The 14,405-nt window shown below is 66.0% G+C and carries 18 protein-coding genes; 8 read left to right on the forward strand and 10 right to left on the reverse strand.

Annotation, left to right across the window (positions count from 1 at the left end; translation table 11 throughout):
- Positions 1–163 precede the first annotated feature (163 nt).
- Positions 164–847, reverse strand: coding sequence for a glutathione S-transferase family protein (locus HWX09_RS09375; RefSeq protein ID WP_027786416.1), 684 nt, complete (start codon positions 845–847; stop codon positions 164–166).
- 99 nt (positions 848–946) lie between these two features.
- Here HWX09_RS09375 and HWX09_RS09380 point away from each other — a divergent pair, with 99 nt between their 5' ends.
- Together HWX09_RS09380 and HWX09_RS09385 are read left to right on the forward strand one after the other, a co-directional pair.
- Positions 947–1,927 carry a YafY family protein gene (locus HWX09_RS09380; protein WP_027786415.1) on the forward strand — a complete coding sequence of 327 codons (981 nt, stop codon included), beginning with the start codon at positions 947–949 and terminating at the stop codon, positions 1,925–1,927.
- A gap of 71 nt (positions 1,928–1,998) precedes the next feature.
- The gene (locus HWX09_RS09385; protein ID WP_027786414.1) at positions 1,999–2,406 is read left to right on the forward strand and encodes a DUF3224 domain-containing protein; all 408 of its coding nucleotides are present in this window, start codon (positions 1,999–2,001) and stop codon (positions 2,404–2,406) included.
- A 9-nt stretch (positions 2,407–2,415) separates the two neighbouring features.
- Here HWX09_RS09385 and HWX09_RS09390 read toward each other — a convergent pair whose 3' ends face one another.
- The 5 genes from HWX09_RS09390 to HWX09_RS09410 all read right to left on the reverse strand — a co-directional run bounded on the left by HWX09_RS09390 (position 2,416) and on the right by HWX09_RS09410 (position 6,397).
- The gene (locus HWX09_RS09390) at positions 2,416–3,981 is read right to left on the reverse strand and encodes a methyl-accepting chemotaxis protein (protein ID WP_027786413.1); all 1,566 of its coding nucleotides are present in this window, start codon (positions 3,979–3,981) and stop codon (positions 2,416–2,418) included.
- Positions 3,982–4,169: 188 nt separating this feature from the next.
- Positions 4,170–4,649: a VOC family protein gene (locus HWX09_RS33580; protein ID WP_227789473.1), complete on the reverse strand. Its 480-nt coding sequence runs from the start codon at positions 4,647–4,649 to the stop codon at positions 4,170–4,172.
- 34 nt (positions 4,650–4,683) lie between these two features.
- On the reverse strand, positions 4,684–5,529 hold the full coding sequence (locus HWX09_RS09400) for an MBL fold metallo-hydrolase (protein WP_027786411.1): 846 nt from the start codon (positions 5,527–5,529) through the stop codon (positions 4,684–4,686).
- 18 nt (positions 5,530–5,547) lie between these two features.
- Positions 5,548–5,874, reverse strand: a complete 327-nt coding sequence (locus HWX09_RS09405; protein ID WP_027786410.1) for a hypothetical protein — start codon at positions 5,872–5,874, stop codon at positions 5,548–5,550.
- Positions 5,867–6,397: a hypothetical protein gene (locus HWX09_RS09410; RefSeq protein ID WP_027786409.1), complete on the reverse strand. Its 531-nt coding sequence runs from the start codon at positions 6,395–6,397 to the stop codon at positions 5,867–5,869. Before HWX09_RS09410 ends, HWX09_RS09405 begins: the two co-directional genes overlap by 8 nt.
- A 168-nt stretch (positions 6,398–6,565) precedes the next feature.
- On the opposite strand from HWX09_RS09410, the gene HWX09_RS09415 reads away from it, so the two are divergent.
- The 3 genes from HWX09_RS09415 to HWX09_RS09425 are packed head-to-tail and all read left to right on the forward strand — an operon-like array spanning position 6,566 to position 7,999.
- Positions 6,566–7,459 carry a LysR substrate-binding domain-containing protein gene (locus HWX09_RS09415; protein WP_027786408.1) on the forward strand — a complete coding sequence of 298 codons (894 nt, stop codon included), beginning with the start codon at positions 6,566–6,568 and terminating at the stop codon, positions 7,457–7,459.
- A gap of 49 nt (positions 7,460–7,508) precedes the next feature.
- Complete coding sequence (locus tag HWX09_RS33825; RefSeq protein ID WP_256980743.1) at positions 7,509–7,637, forward strand: hypothetical protein; 129 nt, start codon at positions 7,509–7,511, stop codon at positions 7,635–7,637.
- The gene (locus HWX09_RS09425; RefSeq protein WP_027786407.1) at positions 7,634–7,999 is read left to right on the forward strand and encodes a hypothetical protein; all 366 of its coding nucleotides are present in this window, start codon (positions 7,634–7,636) and stop codon (positions 7,997–7,999) included. Before HWX09_RS33825 ends, HWX09_RS09425 begins: the two co-directional genes overlap by 4 nt.
- 46 nt (positions 8,000–8,045) lie before the next feature.
- Here HWX09_RS09425 and HWX09_RS09430 read toward each other — a convergent pair whose 3' ends face one another.
- Positions 8,046–8,951 carry a LysR family transcriptional regulator gene (locus tag HWX09_RS09430; RefSeq protein ID WP_027786406.1) on the reverse strand — a complete coding sequence of 302 codons (906 nt, stop codon included), beginning with the start codon at positions 8,949–8,951 and terminating at the stop codon, positions 8,046–8,048.
- A gap of 117 nt (positions 8,952–9,068) precedes the next feature.
- Here HWX09_RS09430 and HWX09_RS09435 point away from each other — a divergent pair, with 117 nt between their 5' ends.
- Together HWX09_RS09435 and HWX09_RS09440 are read left to right on the forward strand one after the other, a co-directional pair.
- Positions 9,069–9,659, forward strand: coding sequence for a flavodoxin family protein (locus HWX09_RS09435; protein ID WP_027786405.1), 591 nt, complete (start codon positions 9,069–9,071; stop codon positions 9,657–9,659).
- 70 nt (positions 9,660–9,729) lie between these two features.
- Entirely contained in the window at positions 9,730–10,785 is a 1,056-nt protein-coding gene (locus tag HWX09_RS09440) for an aldo/keto reductase (RefSeq protein ID WP_027786404.1), read from the forward strand.
- A 121-nt stretch (positions 10,786–10,906) separates the two neighbouring features.
- Here the strand turns inward: HWX09_RS09440 and HWX09_RS09445 are convergent, their stop codons facing one another.
- Both HWX09_RS09445 and HWX09_RS09450 read right to left on the reverse strand, forming a co-directional pair.
- Positions 10,907–11,626: a carboxymuconolactone decarboxylase family protein gene (locus tag HWX09_RS09445; protein ID WP_347879648.1), complete on the reverse strand. Its 720-nt coding sequence runs from the start codon at positions 11,624–11,626 to the stop codon at positions 10,907–10,909.
- Positions 11,627–11,699: 73 nt separating this feature from the next.
- Complete coding sequence (locus HWX09_RS09450) at positions 11,700–12,098, reverse strand: cupin domain-containing protein (protein WP_027786402.1); 399 nt, start codon at positions 12,096–12,098, stop codon at positions 11,700–11,702.
- 130 nt (positions 12,099–12,228) lie between these two features.
- Here HWX09_RS09450 and HWX09_RS09455 point away from each other — a divergent pair, with 130 nt between their 5' ends.
- Positions 12,229–13,137 (forward strand): LysR family transcriptional regulator, encoded by a 909-nt coding sequence (locus HWX09_RS09455; protein WP_027786401.1) that lies wholly within the window; start codon positions 12,229–12,231, stop codon positions 13,135–13,137.
- A gap of 221 nt (positions 13,138–13,358) precedes the next feature.
- Here the strand turns inward: HWX09_RS09455 and HWX09_RS09460 are convergent, their stop codons facing one another.
- Positions 13,359–14,273: a LysR family transcriptional regulator gene (locus HWX09_RS09460; protein WP_027786400.1), complete on the reverse strand. Its 915-nt coding sequence runs from the start codon at positions 14,271–14,273 to the stop codon at positions 13,359–13,361.
- Positions 14,274–14,405: the final 132 nt, after the last annotated feature.

Consider the following 14,405-nt stretch of genomic DNA (forward strand, 5'->3'; position numbering starts at 1 on the left):
CGTCGATGATCGACCGTGGCAGGCGAGATCCGAAGCCTGCCGATTCGCCGCCGTCAGCAAGCACTCTAAGCTTCAAGTCAACTTCAAGGTCAAGGCGACGAGTAGAGGAATATGTCGGACTGCGGCGGCGCGGCCCGATGGCCGCAGCCGTTTCGTCGCCCGATCATGGGGCTGGCGGGCGTGGCCGATCGAGCTCGCAAAGAAAATCGGGCACCGCTTCCCCGATCGACGCCAGATACGCGACCATCGCACCGGCCACTTTCCGCACCGCCGGACGCGCCGTCATCCGGTCACGCCACGCGAGCAGGTTGGGCGTCTCTCCGGTCATCGGCGCCCCCTTGCGCGCGCCAAACAACTGCGCCATGTAGAACGCGATATCGGCATAGGAATAGGTATCCGCCAGAAATGCGCGATCCGCGAGCACATGCTCCATGCGCCGATAGTATCGTGCCGCTTCGGCGCGCGCGGCCCGTGCCGCCGGATCGTCCGGCGTTGCTTCAAGCCCCATCAGCCGGACGATGTGCGGAAAATAGATCTCGTCGCTGCCATGTTCGAGCTGACGCGCAACGGCGCGTGCCGCCGGTTGCGCCGGCCACAACGCAGGTTCCGGCTGCAGGTCCTCGAAGTACTCGAAGATCTGCGTGGAATCGAAAATCTCCAGCGCGCCGTCGATCAGCACCGGCACCTGGCGCCTCGGGTTGATCCGCAATACATCCGGATGCGTGGGGTCGTAGCCGCGTTGCTGGCTGAACGGCGCCATCGCCAGCTCGAAATCGATGCCCTTCTCGTGCGCCGCAATCTCGACCTTGGCGCCGAACATGCTCAGCGGTCCTGAAATGATTTTCATGATGTGTCTTCGCTTCGACGGAACAGATCGGGGATGCCACAAAGCATAAGCGTGAAAACACGACACCCGATGTCATGTATTTGCGGTAACGTGCCGTGTATGAAAGCGAGCCGCCTGTTGTCGATCATGATGATGCTGCAAGCGCGCGGCCGGATGACCGCGCCGGCGCTGGCCGAAGCGCTGGAGGTGTCCGAGCGCACGATCCTGCGCGATATCGACCAATTGTCGACGGCCGGCGTGCCGATCTGGGGCGATCGCGGCCGCAATGGCGGCTTTCAGTTGCGCGACGGCTGGAGCACCGATCTCACGGGGCTCACCGAGCACGAGGCGCATGCGCTGATTCTCGCGGGCCTGCCCGGCCCGGCGAGCGAACTGGGCCTCGACGGCATGGCAACCTCGGCACGGCTGAAGATGATCGCCAGCCTGCCGCCGGGCGCGCGCGAACGGGCCGATCGCGTCGCCAGCCGGCTGCATGTCGATACCGTGGATTGGTACCGCGCGCAGGAAACGCCGGAATTTCTGCGCGAAGTCGCCGATGCGGTGTGGGGTGCGTACCGTATCGACGTGAAGTACCAAAGCTGGCGCGGCATGTCCCGGCGCGCGCTCGAGCCGCTCGGCCTCGTGCTCAAGGGCGGCGCCTGGTACCTGGTTGCCCGGGTGGCCGGCAAGGCCGGCGCGCTCACCTTCCGGCTGGCGAACATCCGCGAACTCGAAGCGACGCACCGCCGTTTCAGGCGCCCCGCGCGATTCGATCTCGCCGCGCACTGGCGTGACGCGATGAGCCGGTACGAGGCCGATCTCTATCGGCTGACCGCCCATATCGCCGTGTCGCCGCGCGCCGAAACCTGGCTGGCCAACGCGCGGATCGAAACCGCACCGGTATCGCCGGACGCGGGCAGCCCGGATGTCCCGGCGGGATGGAAAGCGCTCCTGATGCCGATCGAATCGATCGAGCACGGTGCACGCAAGCTATTGGGGTACGGCGCACAGGTGAGGATCCTCGGGCCGCAGGCGCTCAAGGATCGATTCATCGACGAGTTGTCGCAGTTGAAAGCGCTTTATCGATCCGGCGACGATTGACGCGCCGCGACCGGCCGCCGTCGACGGCGTTGGCTTATAGTGCCGATTCCCATTCGACGAGGAGAACAGTCATGAAACTGCAGGCCAGCGGTCCGTTCGAAGTGAAGCTGAATCCGGAACCCCTGAGTCACGTCGCGGAAAGCAGCGGGCTCGGCCGCATGTCGCTGGACAAGCAATTTCACGGCGATCTGGAAGCCGTCAGCCACGGAGAAATGCTCGCGTTTCGCAGCAGCGTTCAGGGTTCGGCCGGCTACGTGGCGATGGAAACCGTCGAAGGCGTGCTCGGTGGACGCAAGGGCAGCTTCGTCCTGCAGCACAGCTCCACGATGACGCGCGGGCAGCCGACGCAGTCGATCACGGTCGTGCCCGATTCCGGAACGGACGAACTGCTCGGGCTCTCCGGCGCGATGCTCATCGACATCGACAACGGCCAGCACGCGTACCGCTTCGACTACGCGTTGCCGGACGCGCCGCAATAAGCCCGCACGTCACGCGAGCGCCGCGTCGCGCAGACGGAACTGTGCGACCGCCGCGCTCAGCCGCGCGCCCTGTTCGTCGAGCGACAGCGCCGCGGCCGCCGCTTCCTCGACCAGCGCGGCATTGCGTTGCATCGTCTGCTCCATCTGGATCACCGCGGCATTCACCTGCTCGATGCCCGACGACTGCTCGTCGAATGCCTGGCTGGTTTCGCCCATGATCGCGTTCACACGCTCGACCGCCGCGACGAGTTCGGCCATCGCCGAGCCGGCCCGGTCGACGAGGCCGCTGCCGTCTTCCACGCGTCGCGCGGAATGGCCGATCAGGTCGCGAATTTCCTTCGCCGCGGCCGCACAGCGCTGTGCGAGCCCGCGCACCTCGGTCGCGACGACCGCGAACCCGCGCCCCTGCTCGCCCGCGCGCGCGGCTTCGACCGCGGCGTTCAACGCGAGGATGTTCGTCTGAAACGCAATGCTCTCGATCACGCCGACGATGCCGGAGATGCGCGTGGAGCTGTGCGAAATCTCCGACATCGTCTCGACGACGCGTTGCATCGCTTCGCCGCCGCGCGACGCGATGCCGGCCGCGCCCTCGACATACGTGCGCGCGTCGCGCGCGTTGTCCGCGTTCTGGCGCACGGCCGCCGTCAGTTGCTCGACGCTCGCGGCCGCCTGCTGCAACGACACGGCCTGCTGCTCGGTACGCGCGGACAGGTCGACGTTGCCGCTCGCGATCGTGCGCACGTCGCCGACGATCGTCTCGGTGCTCGCGCGCACCTGGCTTACGGTATCGACGAGGCCGTCCTGCATCCGCTTCAGCGCATTGAGCAGATACGCCATTTCATTCTCGCCCGGGACGACGACGGCGCCGGTCAGGTCGCCTTTCGAGATTTTTTCGAACTGCTCGACCGCGAGATTGATCGGCTCGATGATCGCCTTCGCGAGCACGCGCTGCGCCAGGAACCCGACGACGAGCGCCAGCACCGCGACCGCCCCCATCCCCCACACGATCCGGTGGAAATGTATGCCGGCCGCATCGTAGCGGGCCTTCTGGCGCGTGACCTGGAACGATTCGAGCGCGTCGATCGCCGTCTGGTAGGCGGCGAACAATGCAGGCGGCGCGGTGCGCTGCGTGTCGAGGAAGTTGAATGCGTCGTCGCCGTCGAGCTGCGACAGCGCCTTCAGGAACACGCGGTCGAGCAGCGCGCGCCGGCGGCTCTGCAGCGTGTCGAACAGCGCCTGCTCGCCGGCGTCGCGCACGTGCAGACGCGTGTACGCATCCAGTTCGTCGTTGCTCTGCTTGAGCAGCGAATGAAGTTGCGCGACTTCCTCTTTCGCGGGCTGGCCGGCGCTGATGATCTGCGCGACGTCGCTCATGCGTTCGCGCAGCACCAGCATCCGCTCGGAGCTGGTCTTCAGGTGCAGCAGCGACGCGGTGTCGTCGCGGTACATCGCCTCGAGCGAGCCGTTGCCGACGTAGAGGGCCGCGATGCAGGCGCCGACCACCAGCACGAGCAGCACGGTATAGCCGGCGATGGTCGCGACGAGTCCACCACGGATAGTGAGTTGTTTTCGCATGACGTTCCCTTGAGCCGGCCGGGCACGGCCAGCGGCGGAGTGAATTCCGGAACACGAACGACGCGCGCCGTGGCGCAATACCAGGCGCGGGGCTGCGAACGGGTTAACGGCGCGGGGAACGGGCGGCTTTTATCCGCACGCGACGCGAATCTTGACGATTGCGACAGAGGGAGGCGAAAGCAGCGCGGCTACTCGCCGTCGCCGAGCCTCGAACGAATCTCGTCGGCCGACGGGTCGCGCTGGTGCGTGGCGATCTGCCAAACGTTTCCCCACGCGTCCTTCACCATCGCCCGCCGGTCGCCGTACGGCATGTCGGCGGGCGCTTCCAGCGGAATCGCCTGCGCCGCGAGCGCCCGTCGATAGGTGGCATCGGTGTCCTGGACATACACGTACAGAAACGCCGGCATCGGATCGCGCAGGCCGTCTGCGCCGCTGATCATCACGACGGAGTCGCCGATCCGGATCTCGGCAGGCAAACCGGTACGGAATTCGCCTTCCGCGTCGAACACCGTGCGGATGAAGGCGATCAGGTTGCGCGGATCGGGCACGACGATCCGCGGCGTGACGGTATGCCATCCATCGGGCTGGAATGGGGCCATGACGTGCGACCTCCGACGAGATTTCAGGCTGGATTGTCCTCCTCGAACGGCAGCTTGCAAAGCGGGCATACGGTATCGACCACGCACGTTGACGTGCCTCACTTCAGGTGTCGGTTTCGTAAAACAGGCCGTATTCGCCGTTCGTTCGCCTGATGCGCGCGAAGCCGGATTCGCCCAGATGCATGCCGGCGATCAACAGCCCTTCCGAGCTGACGCGGTCGAGCAGCCGCGAACGCGTCTTCGCCGCTTGCGACGCGTCCTGATCGAATGCAATCGCGACGTCCGGCCGTTCGATCTGGATGTGCGGAAAATGCACGATATCGCCCCACACGAGCAGGCCCTGATCGCCGGATTCGAGCAGGTATCCGGTATGTCCGTCGGTATGCCCCGGTAGCGGTATGGCAGCAATGCCGGGGAGCACTTCGCCTTCATCGAACGTCCGGAGCGCGTCGCTGTAAGCGTCGAATACCTGACGCGCGATCCGGAAATTGCCGCGAGCGCGCTCGCTGGCGTGGCTCAGATTGCCGTCGTCCCGCCAGAATTCGACCTCGCGTCGATGCGCGACCAGTTCCGCATTCGGGAACGCAACGTATCCGTCGGCATTCACCAGCCCGCCGACATGATCGGGATGAGCGTGCGTGAGCAGAACGGTGTCGATAGCGACAGGATCGATGCCGGCCAGTCGTAAGTTGTCCTGCAGGCGGCCGCCCCATTGCCTGATGCCACCGGCCCCGGCGTCGATAAGAATCGTGCGGCCCGCGCCGCGCACCACGTAGCAGTTGATATGCACGGCGGACGGCTCCTGCTGCCCGGCCGCACGCTGCATCGCGGCAGCGTCGGTCACGTCAATATTCGACAGGAAATCGAGGCTGGCCGTGAGGTAGCCGTCGCTGATCGCGGTGATCGTGAAATCCCCGACGCGCTGGCCGGGAAACGTAACGTTGGACATCATGCTTCTCCGCGGTGGCTAGTTTCGGGCGTGAAGGTTCGGCGCGGCATGACCGAAGCAACGGATGCGCGCCTTCAGCCCCGTGCGACGAACGATGGCGCGATCCAGCGCTTCCATGAACGCGTTCATGACCGCGGGCGGCCGGAACGACGCCACGCGATACTGGATTTCCGCGAAAACGGGATGCCCGCACCCATGCCGAACCGCCACGTAAATGACGTGGACGTTCCCGACTTCTGCCTGAAGGACATCCGTACAGAGTTCGATGCAGTCGCCGGACAGTTCGGCGAGGCGCTCGTCAGGCGGCATGCGTTCCGCATCGATATGGAACGTCACGTTAGGCATCGCTGCTCTTCTTCGTCAGTTGCGCCGTCATCGGTGCGTACAGGTCGAGGCCGGCCGGCACGTCGTCGACGAGCGGGGCATCGCGCCGGGGGAGTACCGCAAGCCAGCGGCGCGCCGGACACTGCTCGAGTGCAACGGCCTGCATGGCCAGCGGTTTCAGGCCCAGTTCGATCAGCGAGTCGGGCCCGCTGGCGCTCAGCAGGAGCAGTTCGTCGGCATGGACCGCCGGCGCACGACCGATATCGCTGTAGAGGTTGCGGTGCCAGTCGGTGATGTGCTGCTGCCACCGCGCGAAATTGCCGCCGCCTTTGCGTCGATATTCATCGCCGGTCAGCACGTCGAGGCCGTCGATCGTGTGAATGGCCAGATAAACGGGGCAGCCGCCGCTGATCGCCCTGAAGCGCTGCGACGTATGAAAGCCGGTCACCGAGATGAGGGCCGGCAGCTTGTCGACGCTGTAGAAGTCGTTCCATTCGGCTTCGCTGGCTGCGTCGGCGAAACTGCATTCAACGGTATAGATCATCGGATCGTCCTTCGTGACGAATGAGCATCCTGTGCTTCGAATGCGGGATATTCAGTGCAGTGACGTAATGCTAATCTGCTGTTTTTCGCAGAGATATCGACTTAAAGTCAGCCTTCAGTGATATTTGATCAAGCTGACCGTCGAATGCACCCGACCGGCGAGACCCCGATGCGACGCAAGATCCCGAGCAATTCCGCGCTTCTGGCCTTCGAGGCGGCGGCCCGACACGGCAGCTTCGCCCGCGCCGCCGACGAGCTGGCGCGCACCGAGGGCGCCGTCAGTCGCCAGATCGGCCGGCTGGAGGCGTTCCTCGGCGTGACGCTGTTCGAGCGCGTCGGCAATCGCGTGCGGCTCGCCCCCAACGGCACGCGATACGCGGTGCAGGTGCGCGAGATTCTGGATCGGCTGGAACGGGACAGCCTGTATCTGATGGGGCAGCCCGTCGAAGGCGCGAGCATCGACATCGCCGCGATCCCGACCTTCGCGACCCGCTGGCTGATCCCGCGGCTGAAGCGCTTTCAGGAGCGCCATCCGAACGTCACCGTGCACATCGCCGAACGGATGGAGCCGTTCCTGCTGGCCGGCAGCGGATTCGACGCCGCCATTCATTTCGAACATCCGGCCTGGGCCGGCATGCATCGGCATCCGCTGCTGGAGGAGGTGCTCGTGCCCGTCTGCAGTCCGGCGCTCATCGAACGCGCCGGCGCGAATCCGTCGCTCGATGCGCTGCCGCGCCTTCACCGGCGGCAGAATCCGGACGCGTGGCAGCTCTATGCGCAGGAAACCGGCATCGCGCTGACCAATTCGGCGGTCGGCCCGCGATACGATCTCCATTCGATGCTGATCGAGGCCGCGCTGGCCGGCCTCGGTGTCGCGCTGGTGCCGCGCCTTTACATCGGGACAGAGCTTGCACAAGGGCGGCTGGTCGCACCCTGGCCGGACGGCAAAGCGATTACGAAAAACTTTTGCCTCGTGCTTCCCGAGCCGATCGAATTGAGCGCGGCGCCGGTGCGGGCGTTTGCGGAATGGTTGCTCGACGAGGCGCGGGACGCGGCGCGCTGATGCCGTGCCCGATGTTCATCGCTACACGAATCAGGAGGGCCTTTCACGCATGATGCAGACGGATATCGAGGCACCCGGGCCGGCCGGCCCGCTGAAAGGCACGCTATTGTCTCCCGCCGCGGACGATGTTCCGGTGGTGCTGATCGTGCCGGGATCGCAACGGAAAAACGAGCGATGACGAGCCTGATTCGATTCCGGGTTCGGCCGGTGTATCACGGTAGCGATCTGCTGGTCGAGGTACTCGACGACCATCGCGCAGCCGACTTTCCGGATATCGCCGCGATCCTGCGCGATGCGCTGCATTCCGTCCGGCTCACACATCCGGACGGCCTCGACGACCCGCAGGCCGCCTCGTCGCAGGACCGCTATTTCAGCTATTGGGCGTATGCGCGCGGTCACTATGAAATCGACGACGATATCTGGGGATGGTGCGTCACCGCGCCGGTCGACAATCGGGCCATCGTCGCGGACATCGAACAAGCGCTGCTGTCGACCGGAAAATTCGTCCGGGAAGCCGTGGATTTCGGCAAGTTCGCATAACGCAAACGGCCGCATCCGCCAGCACGTCGAACCGCTCCCCTCTCAGCTAATCCAGGTAGGGCTGTAATACGCCCCCGATCCAGTCCATGAACGCCCGCACGCGCGGCGAAAGATTGCGCCGATGCGCGACGACGAGCGACGCGGCAAGCGGCTCGGGACGCAAGGCCGGCAACACCTCCACGAGCGCGCCGCTCTCGATGTGATGCGCGAGCGCCGAATAGCCGGCCTGGATCAGCCCGATGCCCGCCAGCCCCGCTGCATGATAAGTCTGGACACTGTTGACCTGCATCGCGCTCGGCAACGGTAGCCACGCATAGCCGTCGCCGTCCGGGTATTCCCATCCGGGATGCCGCGCGCCGAGCGTCAGCGTGTAGTGGATCATCTTGTGCCCCTGGCTGTGCAGATCGCCGAGCGTGTGCGGCACGCCATGCCGGGCCAAATAGTCGGGGCTCGCCGCATTCGTCATGCGCAGCCTGCCGAGCGGTCGGGCAATCAGCGTCTCGTCGGCGATCGGGCCCAGCCGGATCACGCAATCGAACCCTTCCCGAACGAGATCGACACGCCGGTCGGTACTGGAAAGTTCCAACTCCAGATCCGGATGCGCGGCCATCAGTTGCGGCAGCGCCGGCACCACGACACTGCGCGCCAGTTCCGTGGGCATGTCCACGCGCAACCTGCCGCGCAACGATGTGCCGCGCCCCGAAAACATCGACTGCAATTCCTGCACTTCGGCGAGCAGGTCGGTTGCACGGGCATAGAACGCGCGGCCGTCCTCGGTGAGCTGCACGCGCCTCGTGGTCCGATGCAGGAGCGCGACGCCCATGTCCCGTTCGAGTCCGCGAACGACCATGGACACGCGTCCTTTCTGAATACCGAGGCTCTCGGCGGCACGCGTGAAGCTCGCCATTTCGGCGACACGGGCAAAAATCAACAGCGCGTCAAGGTTCTGCATTGTTCATCCGGAAAGTAACGGAACGTTCAATCTGCCGTCGTTTATAACCCGATCGCGGCTCGGTAGAGTGGTTTCCCACGTCGTCTGAACGACAACCCCAAACGAAAGGAAACCATCATGGATCAACTCAACCCGCCGGTAAAAACGGTCGTCGTCTACCACTCCGGCTACGGCCATACGCAACGTATGGCCGCCGCCGTCGCGGACGGCGCCGGCGCCGTACTCGTCGCGATCGATGCCGACGGAAACCTGGCCGACGACGCGTGGAACACGCTGGCCGACGCCGACGCGATCCTGTTCGGCTCGCCGACCTACATGGGCGGCCCGAGCTGGCAGTTCAAGAAGTTCGCGGATGCGTCGTCGAAGGTCTGGTTCGACAGCGGCTGGCAGAACAAGATCTTCGGCGGCTTCACCAATAGCGCCAGCATTAACGGCGACAAGCTCAATACGCTCGAATACTTCTTCCTGCTGGCCGGACAGCATGGCGGCATCTGGGTCAGCATGGACATCAAGCCGGCCAACCTGAAAGCGTCGACGCGCGACGACCTGAACCGCATGGGCGCCTACATCGCGCCGATGGCGCAGACGCCGGCCGATGCGTCGCCCGAGGAGATGTCGCCGGGCGATCTCGAAACGGCCCGCCGCTATGGCGCCCGCGTCGCGGCGATCGCCGCGCGGTTGCGGGCCGGCACATCGCGCGGCAACTGACATTCCGACGTGCGGGGCGCCACCGGCCGACGCCCCGCCTGGTGTCCGGCCGATTCTGAAGGGGGCTGCATTGAAATACAAGCAATTGGGCCGCACCGGCCTGTACGTCTCCGAGCTGTGCCTCGGCACGATGACCCTGGGCGGCAACGCGGATGCCGGCATGTGGGCGGCGATCGGCGCGGTCGGCCAGGACGACGCGAACCGTTTGATTGCCCGTGCGCTCGACGCAGGCATCAACTTCATCGATACCGCCGATATTTATTCCTTCGGCCAAGCCGAACGCGTGCTCGGGCAGGCGTTGCGAGACATCGGCGTCCCGCGCCACGAGATCGTGCTGGCGACGAAGACGGCCGGCGTGATGGGCGCGGGCCCCAACGACCAGGGCGCGTCGCGCGGTCACATCATGGATTCGGTGCAGAGAAGCCTGGAACGGCTCCAGGTCGACCATATCGACCTGTACCAGATTCACGCGAGCGACCCCGTCACGCCGATCGAGGAGACGCTGCGCGCGCTCGACGATCTCACGCGGCAGGGGCTGATCCGTTACGTCGGCGTGTCGAACTGGCGCGCGGGCAAGATCGGCAAGGCGCTCGGCCTGAGTGCCGCGCTTCACGCCACGCGCTTCGAGACGCTCCAGGCCTACTACTCGATCGCCGGGCGCGACGTGGAGCGCGAGCTGATTCCGCTCGCCGTCGACGAGCAGATGGGGCTGCTCGTCTGGTCGCCGCTCGCCGGCGGATTGCTGTCGGGCAAGTTCGGCCCCGGTGCGTCGACCGAAGCAGGTTCACGGCGCGGTCATTTCGATTTTCCGCCGGTCGATCCGGATCGGGTCTGGCCGTGCGTGGCGGAGATGCGCGCGATCGCCGGCGCGCATGGCGTCTCGGTCGCGCGGATCGCGCTCGCGTGGTTGCTCGCCAAGCCGGCAGTCACCAGCGTCATCATCGGCGCCAAGCGGATCGACCAGCTCGACGACAACCTTGGCGCGGTCGACGCCGTCCTGACCGACGAAGAACTGGCGCGTCTCGATGCCGTGAGCGCGTTGCCGCCCTGCTATCCCGGCTGGATGATCACGCGTCAGGAAGCGGGCAGGCTGCCCCGGCCGGTCACGCGCGCCGCGTCGCAATAGGACCGCGACGCTTCGTCGTCGCGTCGGCACGGGCGGTTGCGAAGCTGCCAGTATCAAGGCGGGTGCGCGGCATGCGCGCTTGCGTCCGCCAGCCCGGTTTCTCGTACAGCGTCCCGGCACGTCACGTCGCGCGCCGTGAAAATACCTCCTTGAACACGGGCATCGCCGAAAAGACGTTCGGCCATCCCGCGTAGAACGCCAGTTGCGTCAACGTCTCGGACGCTTCGTCCTGCGTGAGCCCGTTGTCCATCGCCCGGTTCAGGTGATACGGGATCTGCGCCACCTGGCCGTTGGCGACGAGCGCGCTCACCGTCACCAGGCTGCGGTCGCGCGGCGCGAGCCCCGGGCGAAGCCACAAGTCGCGAAACAGCGCGTCGGTCGTGTACTCGACCACGCCCGGTGCAGCGGCGCCAAAGTTCTCCGCGACCGTCCGTGCGCGCTGCGCCTCGGCCGCCTCGTTCAACGGCAGCAGCGTGACGTCCGCAGGCGCGAGCTGATCGGGCCCGATGCCGCGTTCGTCATAGGCGTGCTTGACGACGATCGACGCAGCGCTCGCGTTGGGCCATCCCGAGTAAAAGGCCAGATGCGCGATCATTTCCGATATTTCCGCGGGCTTCACGCCATGATCCAGCGCGAGGCGGACATGAAGCGGCATCTCCGCGGTCTGGCCGCGAGCGATCAGCACCGACAGCGTCACGATGCTGCGATCGCGCGGCGACAGGTGCGGCCGCTTCCACAGGCCGCCGAACACGGTTCGAGTCGTATATCGCTCGAAGGCCGGGGCAATGGCCTTCAACTCATTGGAAGGCAAGGATTCCTGCATGGTGTCGGTCCTTTGCATGGTGGTGCACGCGGCGGCAAGCAGCGCCAGGCCCGTCGCGGCGGCGAGCCGCGACACGCAACGCGTGCGATCGTCAGCGCGGGTCGTACTGCGCATCGGTGACGTGTTCGAGCCAGTCGACGTTGCGCCCATCGAGTGCTTCCTGAATCGCGATATGCGTCATCGAGGTGGTCGACGTCGCACCGTGCCAGTGCTTGTGTCCGGGCGGGCACCAGATCACGTCGCCCGCGCGGATCTCGACGCGCGGCTCGCCGTCGCATTGCGTCCAGCCGCAGCCGGCGGTCACGAGCAGGGTCTGGCCGAGCGGGTGCGTGTGCCACGCGGTGCGGGCGCCCGGCTCGAACGTGACGCTGGCGCACGATACGCGCGCCGGCGGCGGCGGTGCGTTCAGCGGGTCGATCCGGACCGTGCCGGTGAACCATTCGTCGGGGCCCTTGATCGAGGGCTGCGAGCCCGCGCGCTTCAGTTCCATGATGTCGTCCTCTATCGAAAAGGGTGCCGCATGGATCGCTCCAGCGGTCAGCCATTCCACTTTAATGATTCGCGATTCATGCGACTAGATGGCAAAATCGGCATGGACCTATGCTGGGGTGCATGAATCAATGGAAGACTTCAACGATCTGGTGGCGTTCATGGCCGTCGCGCGCGAGCGTAATTTCACCCGCGCGGCCGCGCAGCTTGGCGTGTCCCAGTCGGCGTTGAGCCGAACGGTGCGCGCGCTGGAAACGCGCATGGGCATTGCGTTGCTGACGCGCACGACGCGCAGCGTGTCGCCGACCGAGGCCGGCGAGCGGTTGCTGGAATCGCTCGCCCCGCGCTTTCAGGAAATCGAGGCGGAGCTGGAATCGCTGCGCGCGACGACGGACCAGCCGGCCGGCAACGTCCGCATCACCACGACCGACTATGCGGCGAACGAGTACGTGTGGCCGCGGCTGCAACCGCTGCTGCGTCGGTATCCGGCGCTCAAGGTCGAGCTGGTGAACGACTATGGTCTGACCGACCTCGTCGCCGGCCGCTACGACATCGGCGTGCGGCTTGGCGACCAGGTCGCCAAGGACATGATCGCGCAGCGTATCGCGCCGGACATGACGATGTCGATCATTGGCTCTCCCGATTATCTAGCGTCCCGAGCCGCGGCGAAGACGCCCCAGGACCTGACCGGGCACAACTGCATCAATCTTCGGCTGCCGACCAGAAACGCGCTGCTGTCGTGGGAGTTGAGCAAGGGGCGCCGCGAATTGCAGGTCCGCGTCGAAGGGCAGTTGACGTTCAACAACGTCTATCAGATGGTCGACGCGGCGCTTGCCGGCTTCGGGCTCGCCTATGTGCCGAAGGACCTGGTCGCGCATCACGTCGAAGCCGGACGGCTCGGCTGGGTGCTGGAGGACTGGTTTCCGACGTTCGTCGGGCTCCACGTCTATTACCCGAGCCGGCGCAAATCGTCGCGGGCCGTGGAGCTCGTGGTCGACGCGCTCAGGGCCGGGTATCAACGCAACATGCGATCGGCCTGAGCCGTTACGCCGGTGTATCGGCAGCGTCCCGCCCGTTCTACCTGAAGTATCACGGCTATACCGCGTACTTCCCGCTGGGCACTCGCGCGTTATCGGAGGCTGGCGGGCGCCGCGGCGGCGGCTCCCGCGGCAGTCGAAGCGGACGACACGGCCATCGCTTGAACGACCCGCGCTGCGCGGCGCCGACCGCACCCCGCGGTCGTGACGGCCCCTCCACCGAATCACCCGGCTTCGTTCTCCCGCATCCTCGCGAACGCGTCGCGTAAATCCGCGCAGAACGCGTCGCCGATCATCGACAGCGGCTGCGACGCGGACGTCACCAGATAGAAGTGATCGGGCACGGCCGGCTCGAACGGCTTGACGGCCACGCGCGGGCCCGCGTACGCGGCCGTCACCGGATCGATCAGCGCAACGCCGGCGCCGTTCGCGACGAACGCGACGATCGTCCGCGACAGCTGCGCCTCGATCGACAACACGCGCGACACGCCGGCTTCGACGAACACGCGGTCGATCGCGCTGCGCGCCTCGAAACTCGGCGGAAACGAGATGAACGATTCGTCGCGCAGGTCGGCTGGCTGCACGACGCGCTTGCGCGCGAGCCGATGCCCGCGCGGCACGATGCAGCACATCGCGCTTTCCGCGAGCCGCTCGCCGCGCACGGCCGGATGCGGGACGGGCTCGGCGATCAACCCGACATCGCATTGCCCCGACGCGACCTTGTCGACGACGGTGGACGCACTGTGCGCGAGCAGCGTGATGTCGACGCCCGGATGCGCGTGCGAGAAACGCGTGACGAGCTCCGGCAGCAGGTCGAGCGCGACGGCGGGCGAGCCGGCCACGCGCAGCGTGCCGCGCCGCATCGCGCGGATCTGCTCGGCGGCCTGCGCAACACGGTCGAGGCCGACGAACGCGCGTTCGACCTCCTCGTACAGCACGCGCGCCTGCGCGGTCGGCGTGAAGCGCCCCTGCTGCCGCTCGAACAGCACGAAGCCGATCCGGTCCTCGAGATCGGCGATCAGCCGGCTCACCGCCGGCTGCGAGATATGGAGATCGCGCGCCGCGCGCGTGACGGTATGGCGCTGCATCACCGCGCGAAACGCTTCGATCTGACGAATCCTGAGCGAGGGCGTAGTCATAACATTGAATTATGGGTCGTTGATCAAGCTGTATTGGACAGCGCATTTTGCCTGTCCGAACATCGGCGCCACACCGTACTGAAAGCAAGGAGCCGCGCTCCCATGGGATATAACACGCAACCGCGTCACCCG

The sequence above is a fragment of the Burkholderia sp. BCC1208 genome, from assembly GCF_902833095.1.
Taxonomy (GTDB): Bacteria; Pseudomonadota; Gammaproteobacteria; order Burkholderiales; family Burkholderiaceae; genus Burkholderia.